At 62.0% G+C, this 17393-nt stretch carries 16 protein-coding genes; 10 read left to right on the forward strand and 6 right to left on the reverse strand.

Annotated features, from left to right (window positions below; genetic code table 11):
- Positions 1–108 precede the first annotated feature (108 nt).
- The gene (locus QMB98_RS06725; RefSeq protein WP_371684911.1) at positions 109–552 is read left to right on the forward strand and encodes a hypothetical protein; all 444 of its coding nucleotides are present in this window, start codon (positions 109–111) and stop codon (positions 550–552) included.
- Positions 553–812: 260 nt separating this feature from the next.
- Here the strand turns inward: QMB98_RS06725 and QMB98_RS06730 are convergent, their stop codons facing one another.
- The 4 genes from QMB98_RS06730 to QMB98_RS06745 form a co-directional block, all read right to left on the reverse strand.
- A complete protein-coding gene (locus tag QMB98_RS06730) occupies positions 813–1634 on the reverse strand; it encodes an inositol monophosphatase (RefSeq protein WP_371684912.1) in 822 nt (273 codons plus the stop codon).
- 223 nt (positions 1635–1857) lie between these two features.
- On the reverse strand, positions 1858–2865 hold the full coding sequence (gene rsgA / locus QMB98_RS06735) for a ribosome small subunit-dependent GTPase A (RefSeq protein WP_371684913.1): 1008 nt from the start codon (positions 2863–2865) through the stop codon (positions 1858–1860).
- Complete coding sequence (gene aroA, locus QMB98_RS06740; RefSeq protein WP_371684929.1) at positions 2862–4127, reverse strand: 3-phosphoshikimate 1-carboxyvinyltransferase; 1266 nt, start codon at positions 4125–4127, stop codon at positions 2862–2864. Before aroA ends, rsgA begins: the two co-directional genes overlap by 4 nt.
- A 14-nt stretch (positions 4128–4141) precedes the next feature.
- Complete coding sequence (locus QMB98_RS06745; RefSeq protein WP_371684914.1) at positions 4142–4690, reverse strand: DoxX family protein; 549 nt, start codon at positions 4688–4690, stop codon at positions 4142–4144.
- A gap of 276 nt (positions 4691–4966) precedes the next feature.
- On the opposite strand from QMB98_RS06745, the gene QMB98_RS06750 reads away from it, so the two are divergent.
- The 6 genes from QMB98_RS06750 to QMB98_RS06775 all read left to right on the forward strand — a co-directional run bounded on the left by QMB98_RS06750 (position 4967) and on the right by QMB98_RS06775 (position 8703).
- Complete coding sequence (locus tag QMB98_RS06750) at positions 4967–5722, forward strand: glucosamine-6-phosphate deaminase (RefSeq protein WP_371684915.1); 756 nt, start codon at positions 4967–4969, stop codon at positions 5720–5722.
- Positions 5723–5829: 107 nt separating this feature from the next.
- Positions 5830–6975, forward strand: coding sequence for an N-acetylglucosamine-6-phosphate deacetylase (locus tag QMB98_RS06755; protein ID WP_371684916.1), 1146 nt, complete (start codon positions 5830–5832; stop codon positions 6973–6975).
- Between the two features lie 53 nt (positions 6976–7028).
- Positions 7029–7637 carry a sigma-70 family RNA polymerase sigma factor gene (locus tag QMB98_RS06760; protein ID WP_371684917.1) on the forward strand — a complete coding sequence of 203 codons (609 nt, stop codon included), beginning with the start codon at positions 7029–7031 and terminating at the stop codon, positions 7635–7637.
- Positions 7634–7903 carry a mycothiol system anti-sigma-R factor gene (rsrA, locus tag QMB98_RS06765; protein ID WP_371684918.1) on the forward strand — a complete coding sequence of 90 codons (270 nt, stop codon included), beginning with the start codon at positions 7634–7636 and terminating at the stop codon, positions 7901–7903. The genes QMB98_RS06760 and rsrA overlap by 4 nt, the downstream gene beginning before the upstream one ends.
- Positions 7904–7976: 73 nt before the next feature.
- A complete protein-coding gene (locus tag QMB98_RS06770; protein WP_371684930.1) occupies positions 7977–8051 on the forward strand; it encodes a 50S ribosomal protein bL37 in 75 nt (24 codons plus the stop codon).
- A gap of 94 nt (positions 8052–8145) precedes the next feature.
- Entirely contained in the window at positions 8146–8703 is a 558-nt protein-coding gene (locus tag QMB98_RS06775) for a hypothetical protein (protein WP_371684919.1), read from the forward strand.
- A gap of 196 nt (positions 8704–8899) precedes the next feature.
- Here the strand turns inward: QMB98_RS06775 and QMB98_RS06780 are convergent, their stop codons facing one another.
- Entirely contained in the window at positions 8900–9466 is a 567-nt protein-coding gene (locus tag QMB98_RS06780) for a GDSL-type esterase/lipase family protein (protein WP_371684931.1), read from the reverse strand.
- A 102-nt stretch (positions 9467–9568) separates the two neighbouring features.
- Positions 9569–13447 (reverse strand): multifunctional oxoglutarate decarboxylase/oxoglutarate dehydrogenase thiamine pyrophosphate-binding subunit/dihydrolipoyllysine-residue succinyltransferase subunit, encoded by a 3879-nt coding sequence (locus tag QMB98_RS06785; RefSeq protein WP_371684920.1) that lies wholly within the window; start codon positions 13445–13447, stop codon positions 9569–9571.
- A 453-nt stretch (positions 13448–13900) separates the two neighbouring features.
- On the opposite strand from QMB98_RS06785, the gene QMB98_RS06790 reads away from it, so the two are divergent.
- The 3 genes from QMB98_RS06790 (at position 13901) to QMB98_RS06800 (ending at position 17293) form a co-directional block, all read left to right on the forward strand.
- Positions 13901–15211 carry a hemolysin family protein gene (locus QMB98_RS06790; RefSeq protein WP_371684921.1) on the forward strand — a complete coding sequence of 437 codons (1311 nt, stop codon included), beginning with the start codon at positions 13901–13903 and terminating at the stop codon, positions 15209–15211.
- Positions 15208–16245, forward strand: a complete 1038-nt coding sequence (locus tag QMB98_RS06795) for a hemolysin family protein (protein WP_371684922.1) — start codon at positions 15208–15210, stop codon at positions 16243–16245. Before QMB98_RS06790 ends, QMB98_RS06795 begins: the two co-directional genes overlap by 4 nt.
- A 124-nt stretch (positions 16246–16369) precedes the next feature.
- Positions 16370–17293, forward strand: a complete 924-nt coding sequence (locus QMB98_RS06800) for a M23 family metallopeptidase (protein ID WP_371684923.1) — start codon at positions 16370–16372, stop codon at positions 17291–17293.
- Positions 17294–17393: the final 100 nt, after the last annotated feature.

Here is a 17393-nt window from a genome sequence, read left to right on the forward strand (position 1 = left end):
AACAGTACATCTTGCTAGTATCGGAGTAAATTGTATGGCATGCAACTAACAGGGTCGATTAAGGTTTTATGTGCGTCGATTGCCAAACCTTGACCAAAGCGGGGCAAAATGGCAACGAGCCGAGTCTTCTTTTCAATCGAACGGCAAAACCTTATCGAACCTCAGCTCTCCCCGCTACTCGCCCACGCCGTGACGGCGGGACTGACAGCGGCGTTTGCTGATGAGGGGGATGAGGAGCTCGACCTCATTGTCCAGCTCGCAGCCGCGGACGACAACCTCCGCACCGTGAGCAACGAGCGGTCGCGACTCGTGGTCGCGGCAGATGCCGAAGTCGAACCCGCGGGCAGCGATGAGGATCCATCGCTTGTCACAGTCCGTGAACCAATCGCGTGGGCGAAGGTTGCTGCGATCTTTGCTGACGCGCCGGAGGCTGCAGATGATGTCCTGAGGGCACGTACGGGCGACGAGGCGGCCTGGGACGCTTGTGCGGGCTGGGAGATGCTCTGGTACCACCCTAGCGAGCGCACGAAGCTAGCAGAGGATCTCGCATAGTTCCCGGTCGAACTGTTCTGAGTAGCTATCGGTAGGAATTGGCCCGCGTCGAGCTACCCGTAGGGGGAGGCTAACGCTCGGGGCGATGGTTAAAAGGAAAGGTGTGGCGGCCTCGAAGTCGCCACACCTTCAGTCTGTGATCAGTGCTCAGTTTGTGATCCCCGCTTAGTCCGTGATCCTCGTTTAGTCTGTGAATCCCGTTCTGGCCGTGACCCACTGGGGCGGAATCAAGGGATTGGGATTTGGGGAGTCGCCAGGGCCTAGGCTCGTGCCTCGCCCTCACCATCGGTCACAGAGTGGAGGAGCGATAGTGCCTCGTCGTGAAGCATGCCATTGGTAGCGAAGGCGTTGCCGCCGCCGGGGCCGGGTGCGCCATCAACCGAGGTGAACGTGCCTCCGGCCTCCTGGACGATCGGCACCAGCGCCGCCATGTCGTACAGTTCAAGATCGGGCTCGCAGGCAATGTCGACTGCGCCCTCGGCGAGGAGCATGTAGGACCAGAAGTCACCGTAGGCCCTGTTCCTCCAGCATTCTTGTGCGAGGCGAAGGAAACCGCGCAGCTGGCCTCGTTCCGCCCATCCGCTCATCGACGAGTAGGACAGGGACGCATCCTCGACCTTGCTGACTTCGGACACGTGGATCTGTTTCGCGTTCGTCCAGTTGCGGCCCGTGAAGGCGCCAAGTCCCTTGCCGGCCCACCAGCGCCTGTGCAGAGCGGGGGCTGAGACGATACCCATGACGATCTCGCCCTCTTCCTCCAGGGCCAGGAGGGTTGCCCACACGGGCACGCCACGAACGAAGTTGCGGGTCCCGTCAATCGGGTCAATGATCCAGCGCCTCGACGCCGTGCCGGACTCACCCTCCTCCTCACCGAGGATGGCGTCCCGGGACCGGGAGCGACCAAGCATGGAACGAATCATCTGTTCGGCAGCAACATCGATCTCGGTTACTTCCGTGTTGTCCGGCTTCGTGCGGACCGTGAAGTCCTGAGCCTGGAACCGGGGGAGCGTCAGTGCATCCACCTGATCGATGATGGCGGTGGCGAAACTCAGATCGTCGCCGATGCGGTTAAGAGATGGCATGCCACTACATTACGTCAGAAACCCGCCAGCAGAGCCCAACGCCAAGGGACGAAACACGAAGGTGCAGAACACGAGCCAATGCGCCATACCAAGATCAGAAGGGTCGTGAAACGCCCCGGTCGCGCACGAAAGGATGTGGCCCGACTGTGAGCGATATGCGGCCCGGTGGCGCGACTAAAGAAAGGGATGAGGCAAAGGCCCGCACGTGACGCGGACCTTCGAGCTAGAACTGCTCGGCGTTGTGGCGGGCCTCGAGAAGCCTGCGGTAGGAGGCGACTCGAAGTGCGGTGCTACCAGTAGCGGTGTCGAGCTCGCACTCGGGTTCCGTTTCAGCGTGGGTGCACCCGCGCGGGCACTCCTCGGCGAGCTCCATGAGATCCGGGAACGCCTTGATCAGGGTGTTGGGTTCAACGTGGGCGAGCCCGAAGGAACGCACGCCCGGGGTGTCAACAATGATTCCGCCGTCCTCAAGATCGAAGGCGATCGCGGAGGAGGACGTGTGGCGGCCCCGGCCGGTCACGGCATTGACGGAACCGGTTGCGCGATCGGCGTCGGGCACGAGGGCGTTGATGAGGGTGGACTTGCCAACTCCCGAGTGGCCAACGAGAACGGAAATGGAGTCGGTGACCTCCTCGGCCACGATGTCGACGCCATCGTGGCCGGTTTCCTCGTTGATCGAGGTGGCAAGCACCTTGAGGTTGAGGTCCCGGTAGTGGTCGAGCAGGGGAGCGGGGTCGGCCAGATCCGACTTCGTCAGCACCAGGACCGGCTCCATCCCGCCGTCGTAGGCCGCGACGAGGCACCGGTCGATCATGCCGGTGCGGGGCTCCGGCTGCGCCAGAGCCGTAATGATGAGGAGCTTGTCGGCGTTCGCAACGATGACCCGCTCATTTCCGGCGGCTTCGCCTTCCTCAGCGGTTCTTCTCAGCGAGGAGGTGCGGTCGAGAACGCGGACGATGCGGGCGAGGGTGTCCTTCTTGCCGGAGGTGTCACCGACGACCGAGACGCGGTCGCCAACGGCGATGGCGCCACGACCAAGCTCGCGTGCCTTGACCGCGACCACGGCCGTACCTGCCTCCTCAAGAACGAGGTGATAGCGGCCGCGGTCGACCCGATAGACGCGAGCGGTGAGGGCGTTCCCAAAGTCGGGACGAATCTTTGTCCGGGGTCGAGAGCCGCGCCTGTTGGGGCGGACCTTGACCCGAGGATCATCCGTTCCGGTATCTCTCATACGAGGTCAGCCCACATGGTCGGGAACTCGGGAAGGGTCTTTGAGGTGCAGGCGATGTCGCGGACGGAGATGCCCGGGACCTTCAAACCCAGGATCGCGCCGAAGGTCGCCATCCGGTGGTCCTCGTAGGATTCGACAACGCCACCGTGCAACGGGGCGGGCTCAATGTAGAGTCCGTCGCGGGTCTCAACGCACCTGCCACCGAGCTTGGTGATCTCGGTGGAGATGGCGGCAAGGCGGTCGGTCTCGTGCCCGCGCAGGTGCGCGATCCCGCTGAGGCGGGTCGGGCTATCCGCGAGCGCGGCGATGGCCGCAACCGTGGGAGCTAGCTCGCCACATTCCGACATGTCCAGGTCGATGCCGCGCAGCTTGCCGGTTCCAGTCACGGTCATGACACCATCCTCGAGGGAACTCGTGGCACCCATCTGCTCCAGAATCGGAATGATGTGTGCACCGCCCTGAGTGGTTGTGTTGGGCCAGTGAGGAACGGACACGCTACCACCCGTCACGGCTGCGGCCGCGAGGAACGGGGAGGCGTTCGACAGATCCGGTTCGATCACGACGTGACCGGGGTGCAAGCTGGCGGGAGCGACCGTGAACGAGATGGGATCCGACGTGGTCTCGATGGTGGCGCCAGCGCGGCGCAGAGCACCGATCGTCATCTCCACGTGCGGCAGCGAGGGGACCTCGTTGCCCGTCAGGTTGATGGTCAGCCCCGCGGGGAGCTGGGATCCGACGAGCAGGAGTGCCGTGATGAACTGGGACGAACCCGAGGAGTCGATCGTGACGGAGTTGCCTGTGACGGGACCCGTGACCGTGAGCGGCAGGGTGCGGCCCTTCGAGCCCTGGCCCGCCTCGATGGTGGCGCCGAGTTGCTCAAGAGCGTCAAGCACGGGCTCAATCGGGCGCGCGTACATGGCCTTGTCGCCATCGAAGCTGACGGGACAATCGGCAAGCACGGAGGCCGCCACAAGGAACCGATAGACGGTGCCGGCGAGACCAACATCGATGCTTGTTCCGTGCAGGGGGCCGGGAGTGATCGACAGGGTGCTGCTGTCACCCGCGATCTCCACTCCCATGCTCTGCAAGGCTGTGATCATGAGATCGGTGTCGCGTGAGCGCAACGCGCCCTCGATCGTGGAGGGCTCCGCTGCAAGTGCTGAGATCACAAGCTGTCGGGCCGTCAGCGACTTAGACCCGGGAACAGCAACGAGCCCGTGAACCGGTGATTCCCTGTGAGGGGCCGGCCACGGGTCGTGCAGTGAAGAATTGGTGCTTAGGACTTTGCCTTCTCCTTGGCCTTGGCAATCTTTTCCTCAAGTTTAGCCTTTTGCTCATCGAGGCGGAGTTCGTAGTCATCCGCGAGAGCGTGGAGGTCTTCCTTGTGTGCACGGTTGTTCTCGAGGCGCCATCCCAGTGACGGCTTGCCGCGGCGGTCACCTGCGGCAACGAGTGCGCCGCCCGCGAGACCAATGGAACCAACGATACCGGCGAGGTGCTGCTTGCGCTCGTCACCCTCGGAAAGCCACACGGGGTTCTTCACCGCGCCAATGGCGAGCTCGGTTGCGGCCAGCGTCAGTGCGGCAACGCGGGGCTTCTTACCGAGAGCCATGCCGACGCCCGCGACAATGCGGACGGCGCCAACTGCACGTGTCAGGGTCGTGATCGTGCCGGCAGATAGAGCGCCAACTCCGACCTGCTCGAGAGTCGGGTTAACGCGCTCGACGGTTTCGACGTGATCGGGGGCGTTGCGAACAGCGTCCACACCGGAAGCGATGAACGGAGCGGCAAGTAGGGGTCGGGCCAATGCTGTGATGATACTCATGACTCCATTGTTTACCAGACGAGACAAAAATTAAACTGGAAAACCCAATTCCGCTCAGAGGGAAGTGGTGCAAGAGCGCGGAGAAGAGGTGCGAGCATCCCACAAGGGAGTACAGAAACTCTCGGAGTCACCGACCTCACTGACCGCGGGATCTTGTTCCTCAGCGCGTTCGGCATCGAGTAATGGGGCGTTGCGAATGGCGGGTCAGACGAGGCGCGCCGATCCGAGCATGGCCGCCTCTTGGTTCGCGGGGGCTTGGGGCGATAGAAAAGACCTATGAAGATTGTTATTCGGGAAAGCGCCGATGAGGCGTCGAAGATCGCAGCAGACCACATCATCGAGCGCGCCACCCCGGGCATGAAGCTGGGTGTGGCCACCGGCTCCAGCCCGCTCCCGCTCTACAAGTACCTGCGTGAGGCACGCAAGGCGGAGACCTTCTCCCTGCGCGGGTGCACCGCGTGGGCACTCGATGAGTACGTCGGCATTGCCGAGGACCACCCCGAGCGCTACCGCAACGTCCTCCACCGCGAACTCGTTGGAGACGAAGCAACCGGATTGTTCGACGAAGATCTCCACACCCCGAACGGTCTTGCGGAGCACTCGGACGCTGCGGCCGCCGAATACGACCGCGAAATCGGCGCGGGTGTCGACATTCAGATCCTCGGGGTGGGACAGAACGGCCACATTGGGTTCAACGAGCCCCTCAGTTCCCTGTCCTCCCGCACTCACGTCGATGTCCTGACCGACACCACACGACAGGACAATGCGCGGTTCTTCGAGAACAACATGGACCTGGTTCCCACCCAGTGCATCACGCAGGGACTGGGCACGATCATGTCAGCCAAGGACATCGTCGTCCTCGCCTTCGGTGAGAACAAAGCTGAGGCACTGCACCAGCTCATGGAGGGAGGAGTCAGCCAGCGCTGGCCCGCCACCATCCTCCAGCACCACTCCAGCGTCACCGTCTACGCGGACGAAGCGGCAGTCGCTAACCTCGAGCTGCTCGACTACTACCGTTCGATCAGCGGATAGTCGCTCCTTCACGCCGAATCTGCTCCGCCAGAGCAAAGAACACGTGCGCGTGATCCTTTCTCACCACCCATGGGCCTGATCCCCTTTTTTTGAAGGCGAAGAGAAGAATGGAAACACTGACCGCCACGGTGGTGGACGCTACCGGCACCGTCATTGGCTCCAGCATCACGATCGAGAACGGGCTCGTCGTCGAGATCGGCCCGCCCCATGGTCAGGGCGCGCTGTGTGCCCCATTTTTCTTCCCGGGATTTGTTGACCTGCACTGCCACGGCGGTGGGGGAGTCTCCTTCCCCGACGATCTCGATGCCGACGACATCGATCGTGGGGCTCTCACCCACCACAGGGAAGGAACAACCCATCTGGTTGCGTCCCTCGTGTCCGCGGTTGATCCGATTCCTGCGATTCGGGCGCTCGCGGAGGCGTGCGAGCGAGGCACGTTCATCGGCATTCACCTCGAGGGGCCTTACATCAGCCCCAGTAAGGCGGGTGCGCAGAACCCTGCCGCGATCCGGCCCATCGACCTGGATGAACTACGGGCGTGGCTAAGCGAGGGGCGTGGCTGGATCAAGACCATGACTCTTGCCCCGGAACGTGAGAACGCATCGAGAGCCGCGGAGCTGCTCCTCGAGAATGGTGCGATCCCTTCGTGGGGGCATACGAACGCGTCGAGTGAGCAGACCACTTCGGCAATCTCATCCGCCGTCGAGACCGCAGGGCATCGGCCGGCCCAGACCGCAACCCACCTGTTCAATGCGATGCCGGGACTGAACCATCGTCAACCCGGTCCCGTGCGGGAGTTCCTCCACGCCGCCAAGCGGGGCGACCTCGTGGTCGAGATCATTGGCGACGGCATTCATGTGGCAACCGACCTGGTTGCCGATCTGCTCACCTACCTGGACCATCCAACCGAACCTGGTGCGGCACTCGTGACCGATGCTCTCGCGTGCGCGGGGATGCCGAACGGCGACTACGTGCTGGGTGGCATGGCGGTGACGATGATCGATGGAACGGCCACATTGACTGGCACGTCGACCATCGCCGGCGGTGGAACGACACTCGGTCGGCAGGTGTCACAGTTGCTTCACGCAGGCGTGGGAGCCGACGTTCTGGCGCGAGCTACGATGCTGGCGCCCTCGCGTGCGCTGAACATCGCACCACCTGCCCCACCCACGCTTTTAAAGCCACTAACAGGGGCTCTGGTCGATGGGGAGAGTGTTCGCGCGTGGCGTGACGGCTTCAGCTATGGGAATTAAAGGCGGATCGGGGTCGTTCCCACTGCGAAAACTAAAACGGTAGTATGGGACAGATGACAGAGGAAGTTAACCGGGCGCCGGTCGAGGAGACAGATCAGGAGCGACGCGAACGTTTCGAACGGGACGCGTTGCCCTTCCTTGACCAGCTCTATGGCGCCGCCATGCGGTTGACGAGGAACCCCGCCGACGCCGAGGATCTCGTTCAAGAGACCTACGCGAAGGCATACAGCTCCTTCCACCAGTTCAAGGAAGGCACGAACCTTCGGGCGTGGATGTACCGAATCCTCAACAACACCTTCATCTCCTCCTACCGCAAGAAGCAGCGAGAACCGCAGAAATCTGATGCTGGTGAGCTGGAAGATTGGCAGATGCTTGAGGCATCGACTCACGAAGCCCAGGGGATGCGCTCCGCCGAAACCGAGGCCATGAGCGCGCTCCCGGACGAAGAAATCAAGGAAGCTCTCGCGGCCCTCCCGGAGGACCGCAGGCTCGCCGTGTACCTGGCTGACGTGGAGGGATTTGCGTACAAAGAAATCGCCTCCATCCTCGAGATCCCGCTCGGTACCGTCATGTCGCGACTTCACCGCGGCAGGTCCCAGCTTCGTGAACTCCTTGCTCAGTACGCTGCCGAAAGAGGATATGCCACGGAGGCGAAGGTATGAAGAACATCAATGACGTCGCACGAGAACTTGGTGCAGACCTGCCGGAGTGCACCTGCGAAGAGGTCCGTGATCACCTGTTTGAGCTCCTCGATCGGGAGATGACCGAGGAGCAGGAGGAGCGCCTGCGTGCACACGCAGAGAACTGCCCCGACTGCACCGAGGCCGCGGAGGCCGAGAAGCACATGAGGGAAGTCATTAAGCGCTCCTGCACCGAGTCCGCTCCCGACTCGCTTCGTGCCAAAGTCGTCACCGATCTCACCCGCTAGTTTCCCCGGACACCTTCGGTTCAAAATTCTCGGCATGATAGCATGTCACATGTTGTTTAACTGAGGAGGAACCATGTCCCGTCGTGGTCGTAAGCGCAGGTCGCGCAAGAAGAACGCAGCTAATCACGGCAAGCGTCCAAACGCATAAAGTGAATAGCGTTGCATGGCCGTTCCCTTTTGGGTGCGGCCATGTCCACACCAACCGCGGTTTTGCGCCCATTCCGGGCCGTTAAGGAGAGACGTTGTCGACAAGTGTTCCTGACTTTGCTGGTCGGATTTCCCGCATCGCGCAGCAGCGCGGCAAGTGCTGGGGACTCGCAATTGACCTGTGGGAAGGTAAGGAATCTTTCCTCATCTCCATACGCGATGGTGAGTTCGGCGAATTTATGAGGGAGTACTTCCAGGAGATCGGCCAGGAATCCCTCGCGCACGGCGCCCTCATGAGCCTTGACGTGTACTCCCGTGGCGCACGCAGGCGCACGGTTGAGGACGACCTCACGTCCTTCCTTGCCGATCACGAAACCCTTCTCGAAGGTAAGCCCTTCTACGACGACCTCGTCACCATGAGGGACCTGTGCCGCAGGGAATCAGCAGCTTGGGCTGCGGGCGATGTCAATCTTGGTCGTGACTGCCGCAAGCAGGAATTCGAAATCCTTGAAGGCGAGTTCGAAATGAGCCTCGTCGGCCTGCTCTCCAAGAACATTGAGGTCGCCAAGTCCCACGTGTGGCGCACCCTCTCCCGAATCTTCCTCATCTTCCTGGCCACGGAAACCGGACACCAGTCCTCCCTGCAGAACTAGGATCCCCATTCGCGGGACCGTCACCCTCAACCGGGAGGTCCAGGCAACCGGATCCCGTCCGATTCAATGTGAAACCCCCTGGGCGTTAGCCGAGGGGGTTTGCTTTTCAGCGCCGATCTTCAGCCGAACGTATCAGAGAGTAACGACACCGAGAATCAGGACCGAGTACCAGTGTCGAATACTGGATGCGCTCAGGCTAGGCGGTGAGGCCGAGCCAGTGGTGCCAGCCGTTGTGAAGCACCAGCCACGCAAGCAGGCCATATCCCGCCTGCTGAGGCGTGTAGGAACCGGGCTGAGCCATGTCGGTCTGCCACTGATCGTGCGAAGCGAGCGGATGGTAGGTGTCGACGTAGGGGACGCCGCGGCGCTCAGCAACGTCACGGTAAGCGTTCGATAGGTCGCTCAGGTCCTTTGCTGGGACGTCGCTACGGGGCGGGGGACCCACAATGAAGGACTTCATCTGGTGGCGGGTTGCCTGATCGAGAACGTTGGCGAGGTTGAGCCGGGCACGGATGAGGGAAATGCCGTGGTCGAGATCGTGGGAACCCATGCCAATGACGAGGCGGTTATCGGCCTCGGATGAGTAGCGGGCCATGACCTCCGGTTCCCACCGGTCAGCAAGCTGCTTGGAGTCCTCACCGGGTACGGGAAGAACCATGGCGGTGAGGGGAATGGGGGAGTCTGTACGCGCAAGCACGCGTCCCGTCCACCCCATTGCGCGCGCGTCACCGCGCCCGGCAACGAGTTCGTCACCAACGACCATGATCCGTAATTCCTCTGTACTCACCTTTCCAAGTCTCTCATAAGGAACCGCTGGCGGCCCGGGGGCCGCCAGCGGTGTGTCAGAGTAAAGCAGGCGCTGTTTCTAGCGCTGGAACGCCTTCTCCATCAGTTCCTTGTTCTGCGCAATGTGCCTGGTCGACAGTCCCGTGGAAGGCGATGCTGCGGCGGGGCGGGACACGACCCGGACCTGACCGATCTCGGGGAACACGTTGAGCGCGAGGTGCGGCCACGGGCCTTGATTGGTGGGTTCGTCCTGCACCCACACGAGCTCAGCATCGCCGTAGGGAGCGATGGCTTCCTTGATCTCCTCGACCGGCTCAGGGTAGAGGCGTTCGACGCGAACGATTGCCGTGTTGGCATCGCCGCGCTTCTCGCGTGCCTCGACCAGGTCGTAGTAGATGCGACCGGAGCAGAGGAGAACCCGGTTGACCTTCTCCGGATCCAGGTTCTGATCGACCTCGCCGATGACGGGCTTGAAGCCGCCGGTCGTGAAGTCCTCGATCGCGGACTGTGCGGCCTTGCGGCGGAGTAGCTGCTTCGGTGTGAACACGATGAGCGGCTTGCGGGGGCGGGCGTATGCCTGTGTGCGCAGAGCGTGGAAGTAGTTCGCCGGCGTGGATGGTTGGATGACGATCATGTTCTCTTCCGCGCACAGTTGCAGGTAGCGCTCGATGCGGCCTGAGGAGTGGTCGGGTCCCTGCCCCTCGTAGCCGTGGGGGAGGAGCATGACGAGGGAGGAGTTCTGGTTCCACTTCTGTTCAGCGGAACTGATGAACTCATCGATGATGGTCTGCGCGCCGTTCGCGAAGTCACCGAACTGGGCTTCCCACAGGACGAGAGCGTCCGGGCGCTCCACCGAGTAGCCGTACTCGAAACCAAGAACCGCGTACTCGGACAGGGATGAGTCGTACAGCCAGAGCTTGGCCTGATCCTCGGTCAGGTGGCGGAGCGGAACCCACTCGGCACCCGTGTTGAGGTCGTGAGCCGTGGCGTGACGCTGGACGAAGGTGCCGCGGCGCGAATCCTGGCCAGACATGCGGACCGGGGTCTGCTCGATGAGAAGCGAACCGAAGGCAATGAGCTCGGCAAAGCCCCAGTCGATGTTGCCCTCGACCGCCATCTTCGCCCTGCGTTCGAATAGCTGACCGACCTTCGGGTGGATGGTGAAGCCCTCCGGTGCGCGCACGTGCGCCTCGCCGATGCGGGCGATGACATCCGGGGTGGTGGCCGACGTCCAACCAACGATCGTGCCAGCATCCTCTTGCTGCGAGGCAGGAAGCTCGAGGCCGGCAACCGTGTCCGGATTGTCAACGTGCGGGTATCCGTAACCGGTTTCCTTCTCGGATTCGCGCACCTCATCGAAGGCCGCGGACAGGAGGTTGTGGAAGTCGGTTTCCAGTTCCTCGACCTGTGCGTCCGTGAGGGCGCCGCGACCGAGGAGGGCCTCGGTGTAGAGCTGACGCGGGGTCCGCTTGGACTCGATGAGCCCGTACATGACAGGCTGGGTCATCGACGGATCGTCGCCCTCGTTGTGGCCGCGCTTGCGGTAGCAGACCATGTCGATGATGACGTCCTTGTGGAAGGTCTCGCGATACTCGAACGCGAGCCGGGCCACCTCGGTGACCGACTCGGGGTCATCGCCATTGACATGGAAGATGGGGAGCTGGAGGCCCTTGGCGATGTCGGTCGGGTAGTAGGAGGACCTGCCGGACGCCGGTGAGGTCGTGAACCCGATCTGGTTGTTCACGATGATGTGGACGGTGCCACCCGTGCGGTAGCCGCGCAGCTGGCTGTAGTTCAGGGTCTCGGTGACAACGCCCTGACCGGAAAACGCAGCATCGCCGTGAATGAGGACCGGGAGAACGGAGAAGCCGTGCTCGCCAAGGTCGATACGGTCCTGCTTGGCTCGGACAACGCCCTCGAGTACGCCATCGGCTGCCTCGAGGTGTGACGGATTCGCGGCCAGGTATACGTCCGTGGACGAACCGGAGCGAGCCGTGTACGTTTCCTCAGTGCCGAGGTGGTATTTGACGTCGCCCGTGCCCTGCACGGAGCGGGGATCCTGGGTGCCGTCGAACTCGGTGAAGACCTGCTTGTAGGACTTGCCGGCGATGTTGGTCAGCACGTTCAAGCGGCCGCGGTGCGCCATGGCGATCGCAACTTCCTCAAGTCCCGAGTCGGCAGCCGAGTCGAGGATGGCATCGAGCAACGGAATCAGGGATTCACCGCCCTCGAGGGAGAAGCGCTTCTGACCGACGTACTTAGTTTGAAGGAAGGTCTCGAAAGCCTCTGCCTCGTTGAGCTTGCGCAGGATCTGAAGGCGATCATCGGCGGTGAGCTCAATGTGGGGGCGTTCGAGACGAGCCTGGAACCACTCGCGCTGCGCGGGATCTTGTATGTGCATGTACTCGATGCCGATGTTGCGGCAGTACGACTCTCTGAGCTGATCGATGATATCGCGCAGGAGCAGGTGCGAGGTGCCTGCGAAGCCGCCGGTCGGGAACGACCGATCCAGATCCCAGAGGGTCAGGCCGTAGCGGGTGATGTCGAGATCGGGGTGGCGCCGGTTGCGGAACGCGAGCGGATCCGTGTCGGCAATGAGGTGTCCGCGGGACCGGTAGGCGTGAATGAGTTCGGCAATGTGGGCGGGCTTGCCCAGTTCACGCTCAACGTCATACTCGATGTCCTTCTGCCAGCGCACGGGCTCGTAGGGCACGTGCAGGGAAGTGAACACGCGGTCGTAGAAGCCGTCGCGGCCGGTCAGCTTCTCCTCGATCGCACGCAGGAACTCGCCGGAGGCGGCACCCTGAATGATGCGGTGATCGTAGGTGGAGGTAAGCGTGAGAACTCGGGACACACCCATGCGTGCCAGCGCCTTGTCCGAAGAACCTGCGAACTCTGCGGGGTAGTTCATTGCGCCAACGCCAACGATCGTGCCCTGCCCGTTCATGAGACGGGGGATCGAGTGTACGGTACCGATGCCACCCGGGTTCGTCAGGGTCGCAGTCGTGCCCTGGAAGTCCTCCACGCCCAGGTTGTTGTTGCGGGCCTTGTTGACGAGTTCCTCGTAGGCGCCCCAGAACTCAACGAAGTCCATGGTCTCTGCAGCCTTGACCGAAGGGACAACGAGGCTACGGGTGCCATCGGGCTTCGGCAGATCAACAGCGAGACCGAAGTTGACGTGCGCGGGCTCGAACACGGCGGGCTTGCCGTCCTCTGTGTGAGCGAACGCGCGGTTCATGTCCGGGACCTCGACGAGGGCCTCGACCATGGCGTAGCCGATGAGGTGGGTGAAGGAGACCTTGCCGCCACGGCTGTGCTTGAGGTGGGTGTTGATGACCGAACGGTTTTCGAACATGACCTTGGCGGGTATGGCTCGCACGGAGGTGGCGGTCGGAATCGACAGCGACGCCTCCATGTTCGTCACGGTGCGTGCCGCTGCGCCCCTGAGCTTAGTGGTCGAGTCCGAGCCATCATCTGCGGACGGAGCCAAGTCGTACTGTTCCGCGTACGGAGTGGTGGCGGGTACCGCGACCACCGTCGGGGCGGGGGGAAGGTCCGACCTCACCTGGGACTGATCGGAAGCGGACTGCCTGCTGTCGGGCTTCTGCTGGGCCTTGCGAGCCGAATCGCTCTGCTTCGCTGGCTTCTGCTCGACTGCTTCCTTGGGAGCGGATTCGCTCGGGGTCTTTGGAGTCTTCTGGGAGGAGGCGGAAGGGACGTCAACCGTAGCTTCACGCCCTTCCTTTTCCCAACGTCGGAACAGCTCGCGCCACTGCGGCTGTACGGCTCCACGATCCTGGAGATACTCGGCATACAGTTCGTCGATGAACCATTGATTCGCGCCGAAATCCTCGTCCGGTCGTACGTTTTTGTCGGACACTTTTGGTCGCCCTACTTTCGAGGTGTGTGAAATGCGGAACGTGTCCAGTTTAGGTGACCGACATGACAGACATCTCATTGGACGCGGATTTTGATCCCAAAATTCTGCCTGCTGGAGCCATTTTTATCGCACCGTCAAGAGTGAGTCACGATTATGTCTTACCAAGTACATGCAAGCCTCACTTTCTGTCCTGTTTTCGCTACCAAAAATGGACCAAATATAGTGACGAGTTTTTGCCGCGGGAATCGTATGGCTCTGGCCGTCAGTTTCTGCTGATTCGAACCGCGGGTAACCGGACGACGTCGGAGTCCGTAGTACAGACAACTGAGAGGAGAAAGCCCTGGAGTAGAGGGCCTAACTCGTCGTCAGGGTCTCGACGGACATCGTTCTCTAGGACTCCTGAGAGTTCGGGAGAGAGTGCCTCTGCGAGAGGGCAACAAGGTGCGACCGAGCCTGTGACCTCGGCCTTGCCTGCGGCCTTTTTGCGGATTGCGTGAGGAGAGGAGAAAAGATCGCGGTACCATCTGGCACATGGACTATCTCCTACTGCTCTTCGGAGTCGTACTCACCGCTGGAACTGCCGTGTTCGTGGCAGCCGAGTTTTCGCTCGTCGCACTCGACCCAGGAACGATTGAACGCAAGGCGCGGGATGGTGATCAGCGGGCCGCCTCTGCACTAAAAGGACTGAAGAAACTCTCACTTGAGCTCTCGTCCGCTCAGGTCGGAATCACGATCACGACGATCCTTCTTGGCTACACGTCGCAGCAGGCACTTGCGAACCTCCTCAAGGGGCCGTTGGAGTCCGCGGGAGCCGCTGAGGCGGCCGCGACCGGCATCGCCGTCGTCATCTCCCTCATAGTCATCAACCTGTTCTCCATGCTCTTCGGCGAACTGGTGCCCAAGAACTTTGCGCTCTCCGATCCGCTCACGACGGCAGGATTTGTCACCCCGATCCAGGGCGCGTTCACGAAGCTTCTCCGCCCCCTCATCGTGGGCCTCAACTCCTCCGCCAACTGGATCATCCGCAAGTTCGGCATTGAACCCGCCGAGGAGCTCTCCGGTGCACGGTCCACGACGGAACTCGTGGCTCTCGTCCGTCGCAGTGCCAAGATGGGGACCCTCGATATTTCAACGGCACGCCTGCTCACTCGGTCCATTGGTATCGGCAGGCTCACGGCCGTGGACGTCATGACTGACCGCGGCCGAGTGAAGTGGGTTGACCAGCACGCCACCGCGGCCGATGTCATCACCCTTGCTCGCGCGACGGGTTTCTCCCGCTTCCCCGTGGTGGGAGACGACCTGGACGATGTTCGCGGCTTCGTGAACCTGCGGTCCGCGATCTCCATTCCCTACGAGAAGAGAGCGGATGTTCCCGTCACCTCCGCATCGCTCCTCAGCCGGATTGAGCGAGTACCCGAGACAGTTGCTCTTGCTCCCCTCATTGTTCAGCTCCGCGACAGCGGTCAGCTCGCGCTCGTCCTCGATGAGTACGGCGGCACCTCCGGCATCGTCACACTCGAGGACTGTGTCGAGGAAGTCGTTGGCGAGGTAGCAGACGAACACGACCCCAGAAGACTGCGTGCCCGCTTCTCGGTTGATGGGTGGGTGATCCCGGGCGACATGAGGCCAGATGAGCTCGCCCGCGAGTCAGGACTCAGGGTGCCCGACGATGGTCCGTTTGAAACCCTGGCCGGCTACATCATGACCGAGCTGGGCAGGCTCCCCGAGGTCGGGGACGAGGTCCGCGGTGACGACGTCATCCTGACCGTCGAGGCACTGGATGGTAGGCGAGTCGCCTCCATCAGAGCCCGCGCCATCCACGAGGAAGGGGACACGGAATGAGCACCGGTACCGCTCTCATCATTGGTGTCATCCTGCTCGCCCTCAACGCGTTCTTCGTTGGCGCCGAGTTCGCCATCATGTCGGCACGGCGCTCGCGGATTGAGCCGCTGGCCGATGCTGGCTCCAAGCGAGCCAAGACGGTGCTGTGGGCACTGGAGAACGTCACTCTCATGCTCGCCGCATGTCAGCTCGGCGTGACCCTCTGTTCGACCTCGCTTGGTGCAGTCGCCGAGCCCGCCATCGCCAACGCACTGACCGGCCCCTTCCATTCGCTGGGGCTACCGACCGCGGCAGCGCACACGGTTGCCTTCATCATCGCCCTCGTCGTCGTCGTGTACCTGCACGTCGTGGTGGGCGAGATGGTTCCGAAGAACCTCGCCGTGACCGTTCCCGAGACCGCCGCCCTCATCCTGGCTCCGCCGCTCGTTCTCATCACCCGGGTCTTCAAGCCCATCGTTGTTGCCCTCAACTGGCTCGCCAACCACATCGTGCGACTGTTCGGCTTCGAACCCAAGGACGAGGTAGCCTCCGCCTTCACCGCGGACGAGGTTGCCTCGATCATCGAGACCTCCCAGCGCGCCGGCGTGCTCGAGGACGAAATTGGTCTTCTCTCGGGCGTGCTCGAGTTCTCCGACCTGTCGGTCGCTGAGGTTATGGTGCCCCGCGACGAGGTGTCCGCCGTCAGCCCCGACGTGACCCCGGCGGAGATGGAGGAGCTGGTGGCGCAGACCGGGTTCTCCCGCTTCGTGGTCGCCGAATCCGACGGCACCTTTATCGGCTATCTCCACCTCAAGGACGTCATTGGATCCACGGGTCTTAACCGCGACCGGCCCATGCCCTCCTTCAAGATCCGCACCATGGCATCGATCCCGGGAGAGAACGAGGTCGAGTCCGCTCTCGCCATCATGAAACGTGACGGAATTCACTTGGTGGAAGTTCGAGATGTTAACGATGTTTCGGTAGGTGTCCTGTTCCTGGAGGACATCCTGGAAGAGCTGGTTGGGGAGGTGCGAGACTCAATGCAGAGGGACTAATGACCCTCTCGAAACTTGACGAGTCTTACAAACTTCGGGGGTGCCCATTCGATCCCGAGTCGCTATGATCAAAAGGTAACGTTATCTATTCGTTATCCTTTGTTATCAATGCGAGAGAGTTTCCGTGGGAAAGCACAGTGCCCGAGTTGGGAGCACACCTGAACTGATCGAGCAGGTCACCCCTGCGCGCGACGAACAGGTGACTGAGCTGATCCCTGTTTTGCCCGCGGGGCCGCGTCGAGACGCTCGACTTGCTCGGCAGGCCGCGAAGCAGCGCGCTCAGCGAAAGCTCCGCATGAGGGCAACGTACGCCTCCGTGACCTCCCTGTTCGCTGGCTTTGGTGCCTCCACGGTTCTGACTGGCACCGGCCAGCAGGCCGAAGCCATGAACCCCGGCCCGCCGGTGACTTCCTCACTCGCGACGTTTTCTACCGCGAGCGCCGAGGTGCCCGATGCCCTGGCCAGCGATGCCGACGCGGCCGACATTGATCGTTACCTATCCACTCAGGAAGTGGCTGCGGACCTGCCTGCAACGTGCGATCCCACCTGGGGAGCGAACGGCATGCTGTCCGCCATGGTTGCCGAGCCCGACGCTGGGTTCGTCATGCCGGTGGCTGAGGGCGACTACAGGCTGACCTCCGGTTACGGAGCCCGCTGGAACCCCACGGGTAGCGGCTACCAGAATCACCTTGGAACCGACTTCGCGGCACCTACCGGTACTCCGATCTACGCCATTGCGAGCGGCACCGTTGAGTACGTCGGTATTGGCAAGGACGGCCGTTCCTCGAACCTCATCATTATTAAGCACGACGTTGATGGTCAGGTGTTCTGGTCCTGGTACGTCCACATGTACGACGATGGTCTTCACGTTGAGGTTGGCGACGAGGTGACCGCGGGCCAGTACATCGCAGATGTTGGTAATAATGGCAACTCCACCGGTTCCCACCTTCACCTCGAGATCCATACCGGTGATGGTGAGACCACGATCAACCCGCTCACCTTCCTCACCGATAACGGAGCGAAGGACATCTCCGAGGTCTGCAACTAAGCGGGCGTTTGCACGGAAGCGGAGGTTTGTACCTTAGTAGAGGTTTGTGTCGCGCGTCAGACTATGTGGCAGGGGTAGTTAGTTGTTGAAATTACCCTTG

The organism is Flaviflexus sp. (genome assembly GCF_041440645.1).
In the GTDB taxonomy this organism is placed as follows: domain Bacteria; phylum Actinomycetota; class Actinomycetes; order Actinomycetales; family Actinomycetaceae; genus Flaviflexus.

Excerpts from the sequence above, each read along its gene's own strand:
- QMB98_RS06725 (WP_371684911.1), top strand. The coding sequence starts at position 109 with ATGGCAACGAGCCGAGTCTTCTTTTCAATCGAACGGCAAAACCTTATC.
- QMB98_RS06730 (WP_371684912.1), bottom strand. The coding sequence starts at position 1,634 with ATGCCATCTCTTAACCGCATCGGCGACGATCTGAGTTTCGCCACCGCC.
- rsgA (WP_371684913.1), bottom strand. The coding sequence starts at position 2,865 with ATGAGAGATACCGGAACGGATGATCCTCGGGTCAAGGTCCGCCCCAAC.
- QMB98_RS06745 (WP_371684914.1), bottom strand. The coding sequence starts at position 4,690 with ATGAGTATCATCACAGCATTGGCCCGACCCCTACTTGCCGCTCCGTTC.
- QMB98_RS06750 (WP_371684915.1), top strand. The coding sequence starts at position 4,967 with ATGAAGATTGTTATTCGGGAAAGCGCCGATGAGGCGTCGAAGATCGCA.
- QMB98_RS06755 (WP_371684916.1), top strand. The coding sequence starts at position 5,830 with ATGGAAACACTGACCGCCACGGTGGTGGACGCTACCGGCACCGTCATT.
- QMB98_RS06760 (WP_371684917.1), top strand. The coding sequence starts at position 7,029 with ATGACAGAGGAAGTTAACCGGGCGCCGGTCGAGGAGACAGATCAGGAG.
- rsrA (WP_371684918.1), top strand. The coding sequence starts at position 7,634 with ATGAAGAACATCAATGACGTCGCACGAGAACTTGGTGCAGACCTGCCG.
- QMB98_RS06780 (WP_371684931.1), bottom strand. The coding sequence starts at position 9,466 with ATGGTCGTTGGTGACGAACTCGTTGCCGGGCGCGGTGACGCGCGCGCA.
- QMB98_RS06785 (WP_371684920.1), bottom strand. The coding sequence starts at position 13,447 with ATGAGATGTCTGTCATGTCGGTCACCTAAACTGGACACGTTCCGCATT.
- QMB98_RS06790 (WP_371684921.1), top strand. The coding sequence starts at position 13,901 with ATGGACTATCTCCTACTGCTCTTCGGAGTCGTACTCACCGCTGGAACT.
- QMB98_RS06795 (WP_371684922.1), top strand. The coding sequence starts at position 15,208 with ATGAGCACCGGTACCGCTCTCATCATTGGTGTCATCCTGCTCGCCCTC.